General features: G+C 42.9%; 18 protein-coding genes and 1 tRNA gene. 15 read left to right on the top strand and 4 right to left on the bottom strand.

The window, feature by feature from the left end; genetic code table 11:
- Window positions 1-300: 300 nt before the first annotated feature.
- The 10 genes from FWE23_05225 to FWE23_05180 all read left to right on the top strand — a co-directional run bounded on the left by FWE23_05225 (window position 301) and on the right by FWE23_05180 (window position 8,799).
- Window positions 301-753: a hypothetical protein gene (locus FWE23_05225; protein MCL2844835.1), complete on the top strand. Its 453-nt coding sequence runs from the start codon at window positions 301-303 to the stop codon at window positions 751-753.
- Window positions 746-1,246 carry a hypothetical protein gene (locus tag FWE23_05220; protein MCL2844834.1) on the top strand — a complete coding sequence of 167 codons (501 nt, stop codon included), beginning with the start codon at window positions 746-748 and terminating at the stop codon, window positions 1,244-1,246. The genes FWE23_05225 and FWE23_05220 overlap by 8 nt, the downstream gene beginning before the upstream one ends.
- Window positions 1,247-1,712: 466 nt before the next feature.
- Window positions 1,713-2,315 carry a formylglycine-generating enzyme family protein gene (locus FWE23_05215; GenBank protein MCL2844833.1) on the top strand — a complete coding sequence of 201 codons (603 nt, stop codon included), beginning with the start codon at window positions 1,713-1,715 and terminating at the stop codon, window positions 2,313-2,315.
- Window positions 2,316-2,435: 120 nt separating this feature from the next.
- Window positions 2,436-4,472: an InlB B-repeat-containing protein gene (locus FWE23_05210; GenBank protein MCL2844832.1), complete on the top strand. Its 2,037-nt coding sequence runs from the start codon at window positions 2,436-2,438 to the stop codon at window positions 4,470-4,472.
- Window positions 4,473-4,606: 134 nt separating this feature from the next.
- Window positions 4,607-4,683: transfer RNA gene (locus tag FWE23_05205), tRNA-Val, on the top strand.
- 114 nt (window positions 4,684-4,797) lie between these two features.
- On the top strand, window positions 4,798-6,714 hold the full coding sequence (gene thrS / locus FWE23_05200) for a threonine--tRNA ligase (protein ID MCL2844831.1): 1,917 nt from the start codon (window positions 4,798-4,800) through the stop codon (window positions 6,712-6,714).
- 90 nt (window positions 6,715-6,804) lie between these two features.
- A complete protein-coding gene (infC, locus tag FWE23_05195) occupies window positions 6,805-7,407 on the top strand; it encodes a translation initiation factor IF-3 (protein ID MCL2844830.1) in 603 nt (200 codons plus the stop codon).
- Between the two features lie 91 nt (window positions 7,408-7,498).
- Window positions 7,499-7,693 (top strand): 50S ribosomal protein L35, encoded by a 195-nt coding sequence (gene rpmI / locus FWE23_05190; protein ID MCL2844829.1) that lies wholly within the window; start codon window positions 7,499-7,501, stop codon window positions 7,691-7,693.
- 15 nt (window positions 7,694-7,708) lie between these two features.
- Complete coding sequence (gene rplT, locus FWE23_05185; protein ID MCL2844828.1) at window positions 7,709-8,062, top strand: 50S ribosomal protein L20; 354 nt, start codon at window positions 7,709-7,711, stop codon at window positions 8,060-8,062.
- Between the two features lie 161 nt (window positions 8,063-8,223).
- Entirely contained in the window at window positions 8,224-8,799 is a 576-nt protein-coding gene (locus FWE23_05180; GenBank protein MCL2844827.1) for a hypothetical protein, read from the top strand.
- Window positions 8,800-8,855: 56 nt separating this feature from the next.
- On the opposite strand, the gene FWE23_05175 is transcribed toward FWE23_05180, so the two are convergent.
- The 3 genes from FWE23_05175 to FWE23_05165 form a co-directional block, all read right to left on the bottom strand.
- The gene (locus FWE23_05175) at window positions 8,856-9,116 is read right to left on the bottom strand and encodes a hypothetical protein (GenBank protein MCL2844826.1); all 261 of its coding nucleotides are present in this window, start codon (window positions 9,114-9,116) and stop codon (window positions 8,856-8,858) included.
- Window positions 9,113-11,836 (bottom strand): fused MFS/spermidine synthase, encoded by a 2,724-nt coding sequence (locus FWE23_05170; GenBank protein ID MCL2844825.1) that lies wholly within the window; start codon window positions 11,834-11,836, stop codon window positions 9,113-9,115. The genes FWE23_05175 and FWE23_05170 overlap by 4 nt, the downstream gene beginning before the upstream one ends.
- Window positions 11,837-11,924: 88 nt before the next feature.
- The gene (locus tag FWE23_05165) at window positions 11,925-13,580 is read right to left on the bottom strand and encodes a hypothetical protein (protein MCL2844824.1); all 1,656 of its coding nucleotides are present in this window, start codon (window positions 13,578-13,580) and stop codon (window positions 11,925-11,927) included.
- 123 nt (window positions 13,581-13,703) lie between these two features.
- Between FWE23_05165 and FWE23_05160 the strand changes: the two genes are divergently transcribed.
- Both FWE23_05160 and FWE23_05155 read left to right on the top strand, forming a co-directional pair.
- Entirely contained in the window at window positions 13,704-14,225 is a 522-nt protein-coding gene (locus FWE23_05160) for a nitroreductase family protein (protein ID MCL2844823.1), read from the top strand.
- Between the two features lie 397 nt (window positions 14,226-14,622).
- Window positions 14,623-16,170, top strand: a complete 1,548-nt coding sequence (locus FWE23_05155) for a hypothetical protein (protein MCL2844822.1) — start codon at window positions 14,623-14,625, stop codon at window positions 16,168-16,170.
- A 455-nt stretch (window positions 16,171-16,625) separates the two neighbouring features.
- Here FWE23_05155 and FWE23_05150 read toward each other — a convergent pair whose 3' ends face one another.
- On the bottom strand, window positions 16,626-17,390 hold the full coding sequence (locus tag FWE23_05150) for an endonuclease III (GenBank protein ID MCL2844821.1): 765 nt from the start codon (window positions 17,388-17,390) through the stop codon (window positions 16,626-16,628).
- Window positions 17,391-17,539: 149 nt separating this feature from the next.
- Here FWE23_05150 and FWE23_05145 point away from each other — a divergent pair, with 149 nt between their 5' ends.
- Genes FWE23_05145 through FWE23_05135 form a run of 3 tightly spaced genes read left to right on the top strand, consistent with a single transcriptional unit; the run spans window position 17,540 to window position 19,943 of the window.
- Window positions 17,540-17,830: a DUF4321 domain-containing protein gene (locus FWE23_05145; protein ID MCL2844820.1), complete on the top strand. Its 291-nt coding sequence runs from the start codon at window positions 17,540-17,542 to the stop codon at window positions 17,828-17,830.
- A 15-nt stretch (window positions 17,831-17,845) separates the two neighbouring features.
- Window positions 17,846-19,267 (top strand): Asp-tRNA(Asn)/Glu-tRNA(Gln) amidotransferase subunit GatA, encoded by a 1,422-nt coding sequence (gene gatA, locus FWE23_05140; protein ID MCL2844819.1) that lies wholly within the window; start codon window positions 17,846-17,848, stop codon window positions 19,265-19,267.
- On the top strand, window positions 19,230-19,943 hold the full coding sequence (locus tag FWE23_05135; protein ID MCL2844818.1) for a C40 family peptidase: 714 nt from the start codon (window positions 19,230-19,232) through the stop codon (window positions 19,941-19,943). The genes gatA and FWE23_05135 overlap by 38 nt, the downstream gene beginning before the upstream one ends.
- The last annotated feature ends 2 nt before the right edge of the window (window positions 19,944-19,945 follow it).

The raw sequence follows: 19,945 nt of genomic DNA, 5'->3' as shown, positions 1-19,945 counted from the left end.
TGAAACTCAAAAGTTACACCTTCCCCCCACTGGGCTTATATAAAACCCCACCACCTCACCCCCCCCCCACAACCGGCGAAAAATTAGCAAATAAAGCTTGGTTTTCCCCCCCCCCCCCCCACACACGTATAAGTCGTTGATTTGCAGGTGCTTACGCGCATCAGCTAAAAGTAATACGCGAAGTCAAACTTCAGGATATATTTATGAAAACCTCTTTTTTGAGAGGGGTTTTGTGTTGTTGTTTGGGTGGCTCAAGGAGATTGGGCGGTCTTTGGTTGGTTTGGGCAAGGGGGGTGAATTATGCTTGAAATGAGTGATATGCTTACAATCTTTATCAGTTTAGTTTTAGCGATAATCAGTAGCCTTATCGTCTCTAAATCTTCAAGCCAACAAAATTATTCACAAACGGTTTCTATGCATAGGTTAGATTGGATGGATAATTTATATGACGATATTGGTGTTATGCTTGGGGCTATAGATGTGTTGCGAAACGCTAATACCGAAGAGGAAAAAAATAAATATAATTACAAATACAACAAAGCAAGAGCACTTGTTTTATCAAAACTTAACAGAAACGAAAATAAGCACCAAATGATGTTTATGCTCGTAATCAAGTTAGACAATGTAAAAAATGATAAAGAATATTTTGCTGTTAAAGAGTCAATATTGGAATCTATGGCACAGGTTGGTAAAGAGGTGTGGGAAACAGTGAAGAAAGAAACTGATTTTAACGGGGGTAAGTTGAATGGGTAATGATGCTGATACTGGAGTTTTTACAGACTCAATACTTGTTGGTATTGCAGTACTTCTTGTAGGCATTACAATAATTATGATAATAATAATGTTTGCCAATAACATTACTGCTATTAGTTTTCCACTGATAGACGATAAAATTAATGTTAATGTATTTAGTGTTTTTGCGTGCGTGCATTTAATTATTGTTCTTGTAATAATTTATAAATTATCAAAGTTGATTTGTAAATTACATTACAAAAATGAAGAAAAAAAAGATGGGTTTAGAAATTTGAATAAATTGTATAAGTTGTTGTACAATAAAAACAAAAAGGAGAATAAAAATGAAAACCAACAACCTACTCAAACCATTGGCGATAGCACTATCTATCGCCACAAACCTATGGGCATTCACCAACGGCGACGGCTCCGCCGCCGCCCCGTTCGTCATCTCAACGCCCGAACACCTGAACGTGGTGCGCAACAACTTAACGGCGCATTATCGTCTTGCTAACAACATCGCTCTCACAGGAGAGTGGGTGCCGATACCGGAATTTCAAGGAACATTCGACGGAAACGGACGAACCGTCAGCGGCGTAGTAATAAACAACTTGAGCGCAGACGGTAATCTTGGATTTTTCGGTTTTATTGGCAACAGTGGAGTAGTGCGGAATTTGTCTGTTGATATAAATATTATCGGCGTTAATTTGGCAGGTGCGATTGCGGCGGTAAATCGAGGAACAATTGAGGAAGTTCGCGCTTCTGGTGTAGTAGCCGCACCAAGTGTTGGCGGTTTGGTAGCAGAAAACAGAGGAACTATAAGAAATTCATTTTCTTTGGTTGAAACAAGAGTGCAAGTTGATCTTCCCGAATTTCCTATTGTTACATCTCTTCCTTCAAATCCTGTAGAAGGTCAAGGTGTACGGCTCTTAGTGCGCGGTATTCACATTGATTTAATTTATGTTGCACCGGGTACGTTTATGTTTGGTTTCTGTGCGCAAAACAGTACGGCAGGCACAAGTCAGACAATAAGTCAAGGGTTTTGGATAGGGCGTTTCCCTGTAACGCAAGCGCAGTATCAGGTGGTAATGACAGGGCACCCAAGTTTAAGTGCTACTCCGTCGAATTTTAGCGGTCGTCCCAACAATCCTGTGGAGATGGTAAATTTTAATGATATAACTTCAGCGGATGGTTTTTTGGCACGTGTTGGCGCACGGCTTCCGACAGCCCACGAATGGGAATTTGCAGCCCGCGGCGGAAATCGTCGGCAAGGAAATAACGGAGGAGTAGATTTTATTTGGGCGGGTAGCAATACAGCAAACGATGTTGCTTGGTATGACCAGCATAGACCGACACTAAGCACTCAACCTGTTGGAGGTTTAGCGGCAAATGAGTTAGGGATCTACGATATGAGCGGTAATGTTTGGGAATGGACGAGTACACCGTTTAGTAGTGGACGCGTGTTACGCGGAGGGAGTTGGATGTCTTTTGTGCGTAGTGCTCGTGTAGCGGCCCATCCCTACGACAATTGGATGGCTCGCAACAACCAATACGGTTTCCGCGTGGTGTTTCCCGCAATTTAAATATTGCAGGGAGGCATTTGACAAAAAACCGGCTTGAAAGCCGACAGTGCATTTTAATAACTCCCTCTCCAAAATGGAGAGGGTTGGGGTGAGGAAAACAAAATAAAAAGGAGATATGAAATGGAACAAAACAAACACAAATTCATCCTCTTGCTACTAGCAATAACAGTAGCAACAGCAATTGCAAGCACCGGCGGCGGCGGCTTGGTCGGCGCCAATTTCGGTACCATCGAAAACAGCTACTCAGCCGGCTTGATTGTCGGCTCCGTAAGCAACATCGGCGGTTTAGTCGGCAGCAACTCCGGCACTGTCGCCAACTCCTTTTTCAACAGCCAAACCAGCGGCAGAACCGACAACGACGGCAGAGGAGTTCCGCTCACCACTACACAAATGCGCCAGCAATCATACTTTACCAACTGGAACTTCACCACAATTTGGGGAATTAACGCCAATATAAATGACGGCTTTCCGTTTTTGCGCCACATTAACGCCGGCAACATCACATTCCACAGAGTTGTATTCAACTCCAACGGCGGCTCCGCAATCCCTTACCTTAGCAACATCAGCCCGGGCTCCCAAATCACCGCCCCCTCCGCTCCCACCCGAAGCGACTTTACTTTCGGCGGCTGGTTTCTCGATTTGGGACTAACCACGGCTTGGGATTTCGATAGCGATATTGTCAACGAAAACATCACGCTTTACGCCCGCTGGACGTCAAACACCCCGCCTGTAAGCGTAACCCCTATTCCGCCAAACGCCATAACTCCGATAAATGTGCAGATTCATAACGGCAGCGAAATCCGCCCGGATGTTCAGGTTGTTGTAAACGGAATTATTTTGCAGCGTGATATAGATTATACGGTTGAGTTTACAAATAACATTGCCGTATCGTCCTCGGCTACGGTCACGGTTAAGGGTATCAGTGATTATTCGGGAACGGCTACCGCCATGTTTACGATTGTTGCACCCGGAATAATGATTATAAACGTCGATTGGGGCAATACCTTTTTTATATACGACGGCTCTTTGCAGGTTCCTTCGGCAAGCGTCGCGGGCGATTATGAGATAAAGATAGTGGGCGGACAAAGTAATGCGGGAAGCCATGCCGCCGTCGCTCAATTAGTTGGGGAGTATCCTAATGTAATGCTTAGAAATCATGTGATGCCTTTTACAATTAACCCTAAAGAATTAACCGTTCAATGGACAAATCTCGGACCGTTTACTTTTGATTGGACGGTACAAGTACCCGCGGCAAGCGTAAGCGACGGCGAAACCGACATTCCCCTGCACGTTTCGGGACTTCGAAGCGGAGCGGGAGAAAACATCCCTGTTTTGGCGATAATAGAAGACGAAGCAACTCGTCGAAATTATATATTGCGCGAAAACACCCGCGCCTACACAATACGGAAACGCCAGATAAACATTGTAATAGAAGCCGAAAGAGACGAAAGAGTAAGTTTAGCGCTAAGCACAACAGAAAGAGATACCGTGAATGTAGCCCTAGCCCCTGATTTGCTTCCCAATCGGGCAAATTTGCAAAATCTGATTTCCACATTGCTTGGTTTTAATAACTTTGCAACAGACCCCGACGGACAAACCGACGACATAAGCGTTTTCGGCACAGAGCGCCCCACGGTAAGAATTATCGATATTCCCGAACCAGAAATAGAAGCTTCGTCTCGCTTCGGACGTTCGGACGACCTTGTAAGATACAGATTGTATCTGCTGAGAATAGAAACCGAGGGAATGCTTGCAGAAAACTACCAAATCGGAGCAACGGAGTTTTTTATAAGAACGGATGAGTTTCGTCCAAGTTTTATTCGCCAAAATGCATTGCGCGATAGCAGATACGGGATTATTCTCGAAAACGCGGTAGTGTCGGATTTTGCGAGGATTTCGGTGATAACGCCTGAACGAGCAACGGTGAATTTGGTGATTTTAGATAATTTGGGCAATGTTGTGTTTTCGGAAACCTCCGCGTACGGGCGGGTTTCAAACCCGCCCCTACAAAACGCCGATGATAACGCGATTATATGGGATTTAACCAACCCCTCAGGCAGATTTGTCGCCAACGGCACATATTTGATTATCGCAGAGGCAACAGGTATCAGCGGAAGACGATATTTGTATTCTGCAAGAATTGGCGTAAGCCGATAATTTCTTGTATAGGGCAACCCTTGAGGTTGCCCTATTTTTGAGCTCATTCCCATAAAAAACAGGAAAATTTCACGTTTTCGTATCAAAAACCGCATTTTGCTTTGGGAATATATTATTTTCCTCCCGAATTTTGTGGGCGACTAGCTCAGTTGGTTAGAGTACTTGCTTGACATGCAAGGGGTCAGCAGTTCGAGTCTGCTGTTGCCCACCACGAAAAACTTACAAATCCCAAGGTTATTTTCGCACCGCAGGGATTGGGCGTAATGCTTATGATTAGAAGCGAAACTTTTGGTTTTTTTTTGTGTCAGATTGTAGAGGATAAAAAATGAAAGTATTTCTTCCCGACGGAACTCGGATTGAAATTGCCGATAATGCTACCGTTGCCGAACTTGCTTCGACAATAAGCATAGGTCTTGCAAAAAATGCGCTCGCGGGTTGCGTGAATGGTGAATTAGTCGATTTGAATTATAAATTGTCCGACGGCGACAAGGTTTCGGTCATTACTTTTGACTCGCCCGAGGGTAAAGAGGTGTTTTGGCATTCTTCGTCGCATTTGCTTGCGCAGGCGGTGCAGGACTTGTATCCGAACGCAAAATTGGCGGTAGGTCCTGCAATCGAAAACGGTTTTTATTATGATTTTGGAGACGTGGAGCCGTTTAAGCCCGAAGATTTGACTGCTATTGAGAAAAAAATGACTGAAATATCATTGCAGAAAAAAGAATATACTCGCTCCGTTATGAGCCGCGAAGAGGCAAAAAAATACTTTGAAAGCAAGGGCGAAAAATATAAAATAGAACTGCTCGAAAGCAATATTGTCGGCGACCCGTCATTTTATACTCAGGGTGCTTGGCAGGATATGTGCCGCGGACCGCATTTGCCCGATACGGGATATATTAAGGCGTTCAAATTGCTTGCGACTTCATCGGCGCATTGGCGTCCCGAGCATCATAAGGACAATCCTGTTATGATGCAGAGAATTTACGGGATTTCGTTTCCGAAAAAGAAAGATTTGGACGAATATATTACGCTTTTGGAAGAGGCGAAAAAGCGCGACCACCGCAAACTCGGCAAAGAATTGGACTTGTTCAGTTTTCACGAAGAGGGGATAGGTTTCCCGTTTTGGCACACCAAGGGAATGACGCTTTACGACGAAGTTGCAAAATTCAGCCGCGCGGAGCATATAAAACGCGGCTACGGCGAAATAAAAACGCCCGTTATTCTGAACGAAACAATGTGGCATAAAAGCGGACATTGGGACAAATATAAGGACAATATGTATTTTGTCGAAATCGACGAACAGCCTTATGCGATTAAGCCGATGAACTGCCCGGGCGGACTTCTGATTTACAAAAACACCGTTCGTTCTTACCGCGATTTGCCTATCCGTAATTTTGAATTCGGACTTGTTCACAGGCACGAAAAATCGTCGGCGCTTCACGGGCTTTTCAGGGTGCGCCAATTTACTCAGGACGACGCGCATATATTTTGTATGCCCGAGCAAATCGAAACAGAAATTAACGATGTTATAGAATTTATATTCGACGTGTATAAGACATTCGGTTTCAGCGACTTTTTTGTTGAATTATCGACAAAACCCGAAAAGTACATCGGCGACGACAGCGTTTGGGAAATCGCGGAAAAATCATTGCAAAACGTTCTCGAAAACCGCAAAATCGACTACAAATTAAACCCGGGCGACGGCGCGTTTTACGGACCTAAAATTGATTTTCATATTCGCGACTGCCTTAAAAGAAGCTGGCAATGCGGCACAATTCAGTTGGATTTCAGTATGCCTATGCGCTTTGAATTGGAATACACGGGCAGCGACGGACAAAAAAAATGTCCCGTTATGATACACCGCGCGCTTTTGGGCTCAATGGAGCGATTTATCGGAATTCTGCTTGAACATTACGCAGGATTTATGCCGCTTTGGCTTGCTCCCGTCCAAGCAAAAATAATAGCTGTCAGCGACAACTTTTTGCCTTACGCCGAAACAGTTTTTGGGAAACTAAAGCAAGCGGGAATTAGAGTGGAAATGGATACTCGAAACGAAAAAATCGGCTTTAAGATTAGGGACGCGGAAGTTAATAAAGTTCCTTATATGCTGATTATAGGCGAAAAAGAGCAGAGCGCGGGCAATATTTCCGTCAGGCTTCACGGTCAGGGAGATTTGGGCGCGCAGGAGATAGACAAATTTATTGAAAAACTGCAAAAACAGGTATCCGAAAAATCGGGATATTGAGTTTATTAAACCATAAAACTGGAGGGCAAAATAGCCGGAAACAGATTTCAGAGACCTCAAAGAGAAGAGGATACAACGAAGATTAACGATATGATACGTTTTTCGGAGGTTAGAGTAATCGGAGCGGACAACGAGCCGTTGGGAGTTATGTCTTCGCGCGATGCAATGGATGTTGCGAGGGGCAGAGATTTGGATTTGGTTTTGATTGCGGAAGCCGCCACTCCGCCCGTTTGCAAGGTTATGAATTACGGAAAATACAAGTATGAGCAGGCTAAAAAACAGAAAGACAACAAGAAAAAACAAGCAAAAACTACCGTAAAAGAGATAAAACTTGCTCCGAGAGTTGATACGCACGACTACGATTTTAAAATGAAGCACGCAAAGGCGTTTTTGATTAAAGGACACAGAGTAAAAATAACGCTTGTTTTTCGCGGGCGCGAGAATATGTATAAGGATTTGGGCGCAGAAGTTTTGAAGAGGGTCGATAAAGACTTGGAAGTTTTGGGAACAGCCGAGAGAAAATTCTTTTTGGAAGGCAAGAGTATGATGTCAAATTATATGCCCGACGCCAAAAAGATAAAGCTGTACGAAAAAGAGCACCCTGAAGAATTTGCAACTTTGAGCAAACAAAAACCGCCTGTGGAGGAGACTGACGACAACGACGACGAAATCACAGAAACTACTGAAGAATAAAATTTTATCGGTGTCGTGGGCGGGGTAAGCCCGCCCAAAAAAGTGGAAAATTAGAGTTTAACAAAAAATAATATTATCAAAGGAGAAGGTTATGCCTAAAATGAAGACCAGAAAAGCCGCGAAAAAACGGTTTGGTTTGACGGGAACGGGAAAAGTAAGACGCAGTAAGGCGTTTAAAAACCACATTTTGACCAAGAAAAGTCCGAAGAGAAAGAGAAATCTTCGCGGGTCGGCGCTTGTTCACAAATCGCAAGAGAAAAAAATTAAAGCAATGATTGCTGCATAAGGAAAGGAAGAAAAAATGCCAAGAGCTAAAAATAGGGTTGCTTCCAGAGCAAGAAGAAAAAGAGTGCTCCACGCCGCAAAAGGATATTTCGGCAAAAGAAAAAATGCGATAGTCAGCGCAATGGACGCAGTTTGGCGCGCGGGCGTTTATGCTTATCGCGACAGAAAACAGAAAAAGAGACAGTTCCGCGCTTTGTGGATAATGAGAATTAACGCGGCAGTTCGCGAACACGGGCTTAATTATTCAACATTCACCGCAGGTCTCAAAAAGAACAATGTCGAATTAGACAGAAAAGTTCTTGCAAACCTTGCAGTAAACGAACCTACCGCGTTCAAAGCTGTAGTGGAAAAAGTAAGAGCTACAGCGTAAACGAGGATTTATTTAAGGCGATAATTTATTGTTATCGCCTTTTATTATTTGAAAATTAAGCCTCTATGTGAGATTTTGCTGATTTATGCAGTCGGCAGATATTATTTTAGTGGTGGTTTTTAAATAGATAACAATTTTAATTTTTTTTAAGGAGTTTTTTTATGAAAAAGATGTTTTTTGTGCTTTTTCTTGTAGCAACAGTGGCGTTTGCTCAACGCGAATTGGCGATTGGAGCGGGAGACAATGCTTTTAATGCAGGTCTCACTCTTAACACAGGTCTTTACAATGACAAAAACAATAGCTACGACAAAACCCGTCCAGGTGTTACGCTTGTGTATGACCGTATGATAACTGATATGTTCTCAGCGGGAGCAGAGTTCGGTTTATTTCAGCATAGTTATAGAAGAGTTCTTACAGAATGGGAGCACACATACATTACACCTGCTTTTCGCTTTGGATTTCACCCGTTCGGTATTCCTGCTACCAAAGGCAATATAACAGTTGCAACTGTTCTTGACCCGTATGTAGTAGTTGGCGCAGGTTTAAGAATTCATAGTTGGAGCTGGCAAGCGGGAGTTTCCAGAGATGATGGTACCAATACGGATTTTGTTGTTATGGCAAGACCGGGTATTCGTTGGTTCTTCACACCAAGAATAAACTTTTGGGCTGAAGGCGGATTTGGGCTTGTAAATAATTTGGGCTCAGCGATTACTCTCGGCGCAGGGGTAAGATTTTAATCTTCTGCAATTTGTTTGGTTAAATTTATGTAGGGCAGGTTGTAAAAAACCTGCCCTTACTCTTTTTCTTCAACTATTTGTTGATAGCCTGTTGCGCTGAGCGCGTGGTCTATGCTTTGAAATTTGCCGCTTTGAGCGTAAGCGAGCGATTGTTCAATATCGGTTTTGGCAAGAATTGCGGCGTCGTCGGGAGACGAATAAGTTTTATTTGTATTTACAAGCAAAATTTGTTCGTCCCCATTTGTTTTCTCACGAAGAATACTGCGTACAAAACCGCCGCCGCATTCAAAACTTCCCGCTTTATATCTAACGCTCATCGAAGCGTGTCCTGCATTTGAAACAGGGTGCTCAAATACTCGTGCATACGCAATGCTTCCGAGTAATTCGGTCTTATTCGCAAAGCAAACTCTATGTGCTCCATTGCCAACTCAAAATTTTGGCGCTGTATCATAAGACCTGCGAGTATGGTGTGCGCTATGAAATCGTCGGGCGCCATATCTATGGTTATCAGAAGATTTTCTATAGCGGGATTTATCGCGTCAACTTGTATTAAAGCGAGGGCGAATTGTCGGCGCATAAAGGTGTTGTGCGGATTTAGTCTTAATGCCATATTGAAAAATACCACCGAGTTTTGAAAGTCTCGCTGTTCATATTTTATGCTTGCGAGTTCCGATAATACGTGCAAGTTCAGCGGGTTATGCTTTAACGCTTCTTCCAAAAGTGCGGGGACGGGGTGTATTTGGTTCATATACGCAAAAAACAGTTCGCTCGCGATTATGTCGCCAATGTTGCTTTTGCGTATTCCTTCTATTCCCAATAGGTCGTCTCGGTCTATAATTTCGGGGATTATCAATTCCACGGGAGAAAGAAATCTTTGCAAAGAGTCAATAAAAGGCGGGTTTTGACGATTAACGGCGGCGTAAAATTCAAGTATCGGCAGGTCGTCGGTAAAAATTATGCCGTCCATTGCGACTGACGCCAAATCGTGGCGTCCCATAAGGAAGTTTGCCGCAAGAACTCGTCTGTCGGAAAGCGGATAAAGAGCGCCGCCCCAATAACTCCACTTCAAATCATTTATTACACTTTGGTTTTGCGTGAATATATTTGTTGCTCGTTCACTGCTCAAATCTGAAAATTCGCCGTTTGTGCCGAGCAGTAAAAATTCGCTTCCGTTGTACCATAATTGAGCATTCGGGAAAACGCTGATAAATGTCTTTATTACCGATTTAAATTTATGGAAGTTAAACGATGCTATCGGCACAAATTGGCTTATAATTCCGTTTTCGGTAAGCCTGAGTGAAGCGGCTTCGTAAAATTCGCGAGTGTAAAATCCTGCGGAGTGCGGGCGGAAAACTTGTCCGATTTCCACTGAAATTATATCGTATTTTAAATCTTGGCGCCTAAGAGTATTTCGTCCGTCTTCAACAAGTATTCTAACGTTGTCGTTGTAAAGAAAATCTGCGCCGAATTCACTTTTTGCGAAGTCGAATACAGCTCTTTCTATATCGACGGCAACAAGATTTTCTATGTCGTAATGCAAAAATCTGCTCGCCGTAAGTCCTGTTCCGAAACCTATAATGAGAACATTTCTCGGGTCGTCTCTTGAGATTATTGCGGGAATGTGCGCCGCCATAATCTGACGCGTTTTGCGGTTTTCACCTTGCCACAAGCGGTCGATTTCCATTGTTTTTACGCCGCCTGCCGTTAAAACCGAAACTACAGCTTCGCGCCCTTCTTTGTAAACCAAAAGGGTTTGGCGTTTGCCGAAAGACAGATAATTTCTTATAAAATCTCTGTAATTTGTATGCCCGAAAAATAGCACGGCGATTGGCAGTAAAACTAAAATGAGCGTGATTTTTTTAGGCGAATATTTGTAAATGGCAAAAAATGCGACCGATACGGAAATAATTATAGCCAAAAGAACGGTATTGGCAACCCCGATTGTCGGTAAAAGCACAAATCCTGCCAAAAGCGAGCCGCAAATTCCGCCGAGTGTGTTTACGGACGACAGAACCCCCGCAATTTTCTCGCTCGATTTGTTGTTTGTCATTCTGATTGCCGCAGGAAACATTGCTCCCGATATAAGAGAGGGAATAAACGCGATAATGGCGGTTATAAATACAATAGAGGAAATTGTCTGTTCTGCCGTGGTTGTCATCCAAAAACGGGTGGGAAGTAAAAAGAAAATCGCGCCGAAAACAGCCGCCCAAGCAAATGCCAAAATGCCGAACCAGTTGTAATCTTTGGGCAGTTTCTCCATAATTTTTCCGAAAATTCCCGCTCCGAGCGACAAACCTAAAATTACGAAAGCGATAGTCAGCGTATAAACAAAAATAGTGTTTGTAATAATGAGTGCCAAAAATCTGTTTGCTACAATTTCGGCTAACATTCCGTTAAATCCGACGATTGCAAAAAGAACTATCGGCAAAAGCGGTAGGGGAGCGGCGGGTAAAACGGGGGCGGGGGTCGCACTGTTTTTAAATACAAATCTCACCGAGACAGCAATAAAAAGACCGATTGCGGCGGCGGCAAATATGGAACTTGTTATTCCGATAAATTGCAAAAGGACAAATCCGCAAAGAACAGTTCCGAAAACCGCGCCGAGCGAATTTATGAAATACACTCCCGATATTTTCTTTTCGGGCGAATTTTCTTTTGTAAGACCGACCATTACGGGGAACGACGCGCCCATAATTATTGCGGGAAGTCCGACGGCGACAATCATAAGCAAAAGTTGCGGCAGAAATCCTAAAAAACTGTCGTTAAAGGGCAAAGTTGCGGCAAATCTGAAATATACAATACTTACAAGTCCCAAAAGTACAAGCGCGTATTCTAATTTTGCGTATAATTTTGGTGTAAATTCTCGTGGTTTTCGCACTATTAAATAGTTTCCCAGAGCCATTCCGCCGAAGAAAACGGCTGTGGTCATAGATAAAGCGGCTATTGTAGAGCCGAAAATGAGTGATGATAATCTAATCCAACAAATTTGATAAATGAGCGACGACGCGCCCGACAAAAAAAACAAAAAATTAGCCATAATAAGTGCCAAAATCCTTTCCAAATATGAAATTTTACGCCGCGTACGTACAATATATATATAAATACGACTTGTAAATTAAAAAAAATTATCTTTGTTGCGCTAACAAAGATGTCGCCAATAATGAGCCGACGCAAAGTGCGGCGACTACCGAAATCATTGCTTCGCGAAATCCTATTTCTCCGGAACTTGTGTATCGTTTTCTACTTACGTGTCTCTCGAATACCTTGCTGTTTCCGTTTTCAAAATCTATTTCCATTATTACGGGGTGATTTATGAAAGCGCGTGTACGTAATGTCCTCTCAAAAAAACCGTCCTCGCCGATTTCCAAATTCAAGCCGTTTACTGAAACTCTTGTGGCGGTCGGAGCCGTGCCTCGCCATTTGTATGTGCGGCTTACGGTGAATGCCGGCAAGTCCATAATCAAGTCGTTCATTGTAATTCTTTCGTCAAATCCTGTGTAAAAAATAGCAGGCGAAACTGTGTCTGCGCTCAAATCTCTGTACAATATAACTACGTCGGGATGGTTCAGCTCATCCTGCAACTTTATTCTGTGGCTGAAATTTCCGTCTTGGGAGAGTGTCAGTTCGTCGTAATTTACAAAAACTCTTACGCTTGTTTCCGCAACGCCGTTGAATGTGAAGAAGCGGTGGTCGGTGGTGTAAAAAAGCGTGTCGCTAAAAATTTCGAGCGATTTAAGTCCGCTTTTTCTTTGCAAGTCCACGTTTATGTGCGCCCAATCTGAAAAAATCCCGAGAGTGTCAATGTCCTGTAAGAAAAATTGTTTTTTACCGTAATCAAGCATTAGATTTAAGGTGTCAACGTTTATAATAGTGTCTGCTATTTTATTATTTTCTTCGTCGGCAATTATAAGTCGTTGGTGAAAGGCGCTTGTGTTTGCGAAAATTACGGGGTCGCCCGGAAGTATAGCTTCATTTTCGGCTATCGGAAATTGCGGAAGGGTCGGAATTGGTCTTACGTCAATCACTTCCTGCCAAAAAACGAGCATTGCGTTGCCTTCCGTAATGCTTTGGGTTCTGTTGTCCGTTCCGAATATTGCAGTTCCGCTGTATAATTGCATAACGGTCGTGTCTCGCGATGAAATAAACGCGCTTCCGTTTAAGTTGAAATTGCCGTTTGTGGTATTTATTCTGAGCGAACCTGTGGCTTGGTCGGGAAATATGTTGTCCGACAGTGAAATTGACAATTCTCCTTCAATAAGCGAAATGTGCGAGCGCGCAATAACAACCCTTGTGTTTGGATGAAGCGTGATTCTGTAATTGTTATTGTGGCGAATTATTGCAAAACCTTCATCGGGAACGTTTATGGTGTCGCCGTTTCGCGTAGCGTTTCCGTCGTCAAGTAATACTGCGAAGTTATCTGTTCTGAGTAAATTCGTTATGGAAAAAATTTCGGTAATAAGCGGACGAACGGGTTGCAGGGGAATATTCAGCGACGGTAAAAACGTTGCGTACCTTATTATAATAGCGTTTGCGGCAATTTCAAGACTGTCTTCCATAAAAATTCTCGACAAATTCGACAGGTTGTTTGTGTTGCCGCCTCTTGCGTCGCCTATTATCCCAAGCCCCAAGTCTTGATTTCTGCGCTCCTGCACCAAATTTGTTATGTGGAGTTTTTGCTCAGCGGTAAGAGTATCCGAATTCAAGTCAGGCAAGAAAATAGACGAGGCGACTGCGACCCAAAAGCAAAAAAACAGGCAGGTAAAAAATTTAGTTAATTTCATAACACTTCTCCACAATGCATTGTATTGTTTAACGCCGGTAAAAATACTTTATTTTCGCGGCACAAAATCAAAAAAACACATTTTTCTTGTTTTTGTTTATTGCTATATAATATTTTTATATGTATGGAAACGATAGAAACTATAAAAACTCGCAAGAGTGTAAGAAAATTTGGCGATAAAGATATTTCGCAAACCGATATTGCCGCGCTAAAAGAAGCGTTGCTTTACTCGCCCACTTCAAGGAACCGCGACACGTGGAATTTCTATTTTGTTCATACCCCTGCACTGCTTCAAAAATTGGCACACTGCAAGGAAGACGGCTCGGCGCTTATAAACGGCGCAAAATTGGCGGTAGTAATCTGCGGCGACGAAAATATCTGCGACGTCTGGATTGAGGACGCCTCCATTTCATCCATAATTCTGCAATTGGCGGCACACTCTTTGAGACTTGGAAGTTGCTGGGTGCAAGTAAGGGGGCGAAATCACAATAATGATACTACCGCCGAAAAATATGTTCAGGAACTTCTTAACATTCCTGCCAATCACCGAGTACTTTCTATTGTTGCGCTTGGATATTCCGCCGAAACACAATTTCCTCGCGAAAATAAAAAACTGCGTTTCGATAAAATCACAGATATTCGGTAAATAACAACCGGCAAAATCACCATAATATTATTATAATACATAAAACAAAATAAAAACGGGGAATTTCCGTTGTCTTTTCAGCGATGCAATAATGCTGAAAATAGTTTTTTTCCGCTTTTAAACGCAAATTTTTTTTCAATCTTTTCAAAAAAAAACAAAAAAATAAAAAAAAAGTCTTTTTCCTTCAATTTAGCCGAACTCCCACAGCCAAGCGGAAGAAAATGCAAAAAAATCTCAAAAACACTTGCTTGCTTGCTTGAAACTTTAGTCTTTTTTAACAAAACACTAAAGTTTCAAGCAAGCAAGCAAGGACGATATTTCAAAATGTAGCCAAGGAAGTGCTACTAAAAAACAATATAAACGAAGCCGCTAAGGCGGCAAAAGCAAGGAGGCTTTTATGCGTATTAACAACAACATTTCATCATTGCACACTCAAGGTGCTTTGTTTATGAACAACAGACAAGTTTCAAACAATTTGGAAAAATTGTCAACGGGTCTCAGAATTAACAGAGCAAGCGACGACGCGGCAGGCTTGGCGTTATCGGAAGGGTTGAGAACGCAGGTAAGGGGGGCACAACAAGCAAAAAGAAACGCGCTTGATGGTATCAGCGCATTGAACATTGCCGAAGGAGCAATGAACGAGTTGCACAACATTATGCAACGCAAAAGAGAGTTGGCAATTCAGGCATCAACGAACACTTACAGCGAAACCGAGCGTTCGTATATGGACTCTGAATTTCAGGCATTGGCAGAAGAAATCGAGAGAATTATCGACGAAACAAACTTCAACGGCATTAAATTACTCACAGGACCTCAATCGTCAAACCAAGAGATTTTAACAAATAGAAATGAAAGAGCTAATGCTTTGATAAATTTCAGAAATGATGCGATAGAGTTATTGGCTACAGATATTATGAGGCAGTTAAATGCTGGTGGTGGTGTCCATAGTTTTCAAAATAGTCGGGCAGCACAAGACGCTCGGGATAGTGGGATACCGGGGGCTCTTAGTGATGCGCACACTGCTTGGAGAAATGATATTCGAGCGATGGCTACAAGTATTATCGACGCTCAGATGGGAGATGTAGAACAGCGCTCTCTCTTGGCTTCTGCGGCTAGTAATGTCCTCACTATTCCCGATACTACCCAAATACACAGAGGTTATGCTGCAGTAGGGGCTACGTTTAACAGTGGTTTTGAGTTCTTGGGTAATAACCCCAATATTACTCGGACTACTGCTGGAACATTGGGTAACTCTGATTATAGAGTAAACGGATTGTCGATTGCTTCTACAACTGCCTTGGGTGATTTGAGCGAAACTCAGCGAAATGCTCTCAGAAGTGCCGGTGTAGATGTTGATGGGCACGACTTTGGCGCAGGTGGTAATACAACCGCCCTTACGCTTACCAATGCACAGCTCGATGCTGTTAGAAAACAGGGAAGAGATGCAGTCGCCGCGATGGATATGGCTGAATTTAATATCAATGGTGTGAGTAATATACCTCATCAGATTTTTGACACACGCTCAAGAGGCGGCGACAGTATGTTTAACGGCAGAGACTTGTGGATTGGTGCGAATGATGTAGTTGGAGTGGACTCTATCACAGTGGACTACACGGCAATTACTTTCGCAAAAGGAATGGCAAGTATTGGCGGCTCTACAGGCGATAGTGCGATTGCCGCTATAGGGGTTTTGGACGATATGATTGAAGAAGTAAGCCGCGCTCGTTCGGATATTGGTGCGTTGGTTAATCGTCTCGAAAGCACGATTAACAATCTTACAACCTCGATTGTCAACCAACAAGCGGCGGAAAGCCAAATCAGAGACGTGGATTTTGCGAGCGAAGCTTCCAAATTTACCACAAATCAGATTTTGGTGCAGTCTGCAACTTCTATGTTGTCTCAAGCGAATGCTTCAACACAAGGCGTGTTGGCACTGCTCAGATAACTTGGATATTAAGTTTGTTATTTTTCCAAAAGGACAGGCGGAGTTGTTGCCGCCTGTTCTTTATCGGAGGGAGCGCACTCTCCATGTTGCGCAAACTCCAAAAAAGGAGCGAGTGTATTCCATGTTTTTATATTCGCTCTATTGGGGGCGGTGCTTTCTGTTGTTATTTTGCACCATCTTCATAGGGACAGGCACTTTTTTTGTTATTTTGTGCTTGTCCCTTATCCAAAAAAGAACAGACGGAGTTGTTGCCGTCTGTTCTTTTTTTTGATATACGAGGAGAATATTAGACTTCTTGCGAAATCTAAAAAAACGCGAACGATTTTCTGTAGGGGCGGGTTTCAAACCCGCCCAAATCACCGCCCACCTGTGTTTAATCTCGTGTTTGATACAGTAAAAGGGCGGGTTTGAAACCCGCCCCTACAATGATTTCGCAAGAAGTCTATTATTTTTTGTTATATTCTCTTTTCTCTTCGATACTCTTTAATAACATCGTTGATAATTTCGGGAGTTATGCCTGCTCTTTGACCCGCAAACTGCGTTTCGCTTATTGCTTTGTGGTATTTTTGCAAAGTTTCTTTATTTGTAAACTCACAAATTTCCGATATTTTGCAAATCTCGCATTTGGGCGAAATCGGGCGGCAGATATTTTGTCCGTAAGATACCATATATCCGTTTACGCCGAGCCAGTATTTTTCGGGGAGCTTTTTTCGCAACGCCATTTCGGTTTCTAACGGATTTTTTGTTTTTATGTAGCCGAGACGATTAAAAATTCGGTGAACGTGAGTATCAACGCAAATAGCGGGTAATTTGAATGCGGCGGCGACAACCAAATTTGCAACTTTTCGCCCGACCCCGGGAAATTCAAGTAGTTCATCAATGGTTTTTGGGATAACGCCGCCGAATTTTTCGTTAACAATATGCGGTATTTGCTTTAAGTTTTTCGCTTTTTCTCTGTAAAACCCAACGGGAAAAATCAGTTTTTCGATTTCTTCGGTAGAAAGCGTCGCCAATTTTTCAAGATTATCCGCTTTTTCAAACAGTTTTTTGCAGGCAGTTGATGTGGTTTCGTCTTTTGTGCGCGTCGAAAGGATTGAGCCGACAAGTATTTTGTACGGGTCTCCGTCTTCGATTGCCATTAAATCGATTACGGGCGTTTTGTTGTTCTCAAAATGCTCTTTTAAAACGGCATAAGCGATGTCAAAGTCTTCGTTGGTCATTTTTTTATGTTTTTCTCCTTTATTTTTACTGAAAATACTATCTGCACCAAGTTCTTTTGTTTTTTTGTCGGAAAATATTGGTAGTTTTTGCATTCGGTTTGCGCGATATAGTATTTTTGTGTCAAAATTTTGAGAAAAGGAGTTGGTTTATGCCAAAATTGCTTGTGGAAAAAAAATTATCTACACTTGTTTTCGTTAGTGTAATAGGGCTTATCATCGGAAGTTATTTGGGCTTGCTTATAGGTCAAATCCCTGGAGACGCGAACGTTGTCAGAGATTTGTTCTTATTCAATTTCTTGCCTATATCGGCGGGATATCCTTATCCTGTTTCCGTTGACATTCAGGCGATAAAATTTCAGTTCGGTTTTGAAATGAACATAAATACAATGTCTATAGTAGGCGTCATAGTTTCGCTGTGGGCATACCGTTGGTTTAAGTAAAATTGCGAGGCAAATATGAGTTTTTTTGAAAATAGTGTCGAAGAAGTTGTAAAATCGGTACAAAGCGGCGAGATAACGGCAATATCGCTTGTCGAAAAATCGCTTAAAATAATTAACGAGAAAAACGGCGAAATAAACGCATTTATTACGATTTGCGACGATTATGCTCGCAAAACCGCTTCCGAATTGGATAAATTAAGTCCCGCCGAAAAGAAAAAAATGTCTTTATGCGGAATTCCGATTGCCGTAAAAGATAATATTTCCACAAAAGGAATTCGCACAACCTGCGGCTCAAAAATGCTCGAAAACTATATACCGACTTTCGACGCGCACGTCATAGAAGAACTCAAAAAAGCAGGCGCAATCATCGTCGGAAAAACAAATATGGACGAATTTGCAATGGGCTCAAGCAACGAAACGTCATTCTTCGGCTGTGTGAAAAATCCGTATGATTTAACAAGAGTTTCCGGCGGAAGTTCGGGCGGAAGCGCCGCGGCAATTGCGGCAGGAATGGTGCCTTTGGCGTTGGGAAGCGACACGGGCGGCTCAATTCGTCAGCCTGCGTCTTTTTGCGGAGTAGTATCAGTAAAACCGACTTACGGGCTTGTCAGCCGATACGGAGTAAGCGCGCTTGCTTCGTCGTTTGACCAAGTAGGTCCTATGGCAAATTCGATTGATGACGCAAAATATTTGCTTCAGGTAATTGCCACCGCCGACAAGAGAGATGCTACAAATTGTCAGAAAGCATTCGTAGGATTTGCTAAAAAAGAAATAAACGGTGCAGTTATAGGTCTGCCGAAAGAATATTTAACGAGCGATTTACCGCAAAATGTTCGCGCGCTTTTTGACGAAAAAGTAAAATATCTAAAAGACAACGGCGCAAAATTCGTGGATATTTCCCTCGAAAACACAGAGCATTCGGTTTCCGCATATTGCGTTTTAGCGACGGCGGAAGCGTCATCAAATATGTCGTGCATTGACGGTGTTCGTTTCGGTTATAGAAGCAAGGAAGCAAAGACGCTCGACGAAATGTATAAACTTACGCGCGCCCAAGGATTAGGCGAGGAAGTAAAGCGCAGAATAATGCTCGGAACTTACTTTTTAAGCTCGGGGCAATACGAGGCATATTATTTGCAGGCGGCTCGAATTCGCTCGCTTATAATTGCCGATTTCAATAAAGCGTTTGCAGAATGCGATATTATTTTGTCGCCTATAACGCCGACCCCTGCGTTCAAAATCGGAGAAATTTTAGACCCTGTGCAGATGTATCTCAACGATAAATATGTAGTTTCCGCAAACTTGGTGGGTTGTCCTGCCGTTGCGCTTCCAATGGGTAAAATCGACGGGTTGCCGATAGGAATACAGATAATGGCGCCGAATTTCAAAGGAGAATATGCCTATGCCGTCTCCAAAGAATTGGAAAAAAGCAATAACTAAACAAATCTTTTTTCTTGCGTTTTTTATATTAAGCGGTTGCACTTTGCAAGGCAGAAATGTTCGTCCGTCTTTCGACGAGAATTATATCAGAGAAATACACGTAAGCGGCAGAATTCGCCCGTCCTTTAATCGAGAACAAGTCCGACAAAATCAAGCGGCAAACGTATCGGTACAAGAAGATACTTTGGTGTTGCAGGAAATTGTCGCAGTTGCCGAGCAAACAGCTGTTTTTGAGGTAAGACACAGGCAACCTCCGCCACCACAAGAAGAAAATCGCGAAACAGTGCAAAGTCCTCGTCAGGGAAGAATAAGGCGCGCCGCCGAAAGATACCTCGGCGTCCCGTATCTTTTCGGCGGAAGCACCCGAAACGGATTTGATTGCTCGGGATTTGTGTGGCGGGTTTATCAGGATTTGGGACATACCGATTTTGCACGCACCAACGCTCAAACGATGTATGACAGAGGAACGCGGGTTGCACGCAACAATATAAGAAAGGGCGATTTGGTTTTCTTTGTAAATCCGCGCAACCGCAACCGAATTAACCACGTAGGAATTTATTTGGGCGACGGAACTTTTATTCACTCCTCATCAACAAGAGGAGTTGCCATAAATCCGCTCAACGACATTTACTGGGGAAAGTATCTTTCGGGTTTCAGACGGTTTTTGCCTAACTGATT

Source organism: Chitinivibrionia bacterium (genome assembly GCA_009779925.1).
Classification (GTDB): Bacteria; Fibrobacterota; Chitinivibrionia; order Chitinivibrionales; family Chitinivibrionaceae; genus WRFX01.
This window is presented reverse-complemented; position numbering and strand designations above follow the sequence as displayed.

Coding starts and splice junctions, on each gene's coding strand:
- FWE23_05225 (MCL2844835.1), top strand. CDS start 301: ATGCTTGAAATGAGTGATATGCTTACAATCTTTATCAGTTTAGTTTTA.
- FWE23_05220 (MCL2844834.1), top strand. CDS start 746: ATGGGTAATGATGCTGATACTGGAGTTTTTACAGACTCAATACTTGTT.
- FWE23_05215 (MCL2844833.1), top strand. CDS start 1,713: ATGTTTGGTTTCTGTGCGCAAAACAGTACGGCAGGCACAAGTCAGACA.
- FWE23_05210 (MCL2844832.1), top strand. CDS start 2,436: ATGGAACAAAACAAACACAAATTCATCCTCTTGCTACTAGCAATAACA.
- thrS (MCL2844831.1), top strand. CDS start 4,798: ATGAAAGTATTTCTTCCCGACGGAACTCGGATTGAAATTGCCGATAAT.
- infC (MCL2844830.1), top strand. CDS start 6,805: ATGATACGTTTTTCGGAGGTTAGAGTAATCGGAGCGGACAACGAGCCG.
- rpmI (MCL2844829.1), top strand. CDS start 7,499: ATGCCTAAAATGAAGACCAGAAAAGCCGCGAAAAAACGGTTTGGTTTG.
- rplT (MCL2844828.1), top strand. CDS start 7,709: ATGCCAAGAGCTAAAAATAGGGTTGCTTCCAGAGCAAGAAGAAAAAGA.
- FWE23_05180 (MCL2844827.1), top strand. CDS start 8,224: ATGAAAAAGATGTTTTTTGTGCTTTTTCTTGTAGCAACAGTGGCGTTT.
- FWE23_05175 (MCL2844826.1), bottom strand. CDS start 9,116: ATGAGCGTTAGATATAAAGCGGGAAGTTTTGAATGCGGCGGCGGTTTT.
- FWE23_05170 (MCL2844825.1), bottom strand. CDS start 11,836: ATGGCTAATTTTTTGTTTTTTTTGTCGGGCGCGTCGTCGCTCATTTAT.
- FWE23_05165 (MCL2844824.1), bottom strand. CDS start 13,580: ATGAAATTAACTAAATTTTTTACCTGCCTGTTTTTTTGCTTTTGGGTC.
- FWE23_05160 (MCL2844823.1), top strand. CDS start 13,704: ATGGAAACGATAGAAACTATAAAAACTCGCAAGAGTGTAAGAAAATTT.
- FWE23_05155 (MCL2844822.1), top strand. CDS start 14,623: ATGCGTATTAACAACAACATTTCATCATTGCACACTCAAGGTGCTTTG.
- FWE23_05150 (MCL2844821.1), bottom strand. CDS start 17,390: ATGACCAACGAAGACTTTGACATCGCTTATGCCGTTTTAAAAGAGCAT.
- FWE23_05145 (MCL2844820.1), top strand. CDS start 17,540: ATGCCAAAATTGCTTGTGGAAAAAAAATTATCTACACTTGTTTTCGTT.
- gatA (MCL2844819.1), top strand. CDS start 17,846: ATGAGTTTTTTTGAAAATAGTGTCGAAGAAGTTGTAAAATCGGTACAA.
- FWE23_05135 (MCL2844818.1), top strand. CDS start 19,230: ATGCCGTCTCCAAAGAATTGGAAAAAAGCAATAACTAAACAAATCTTT.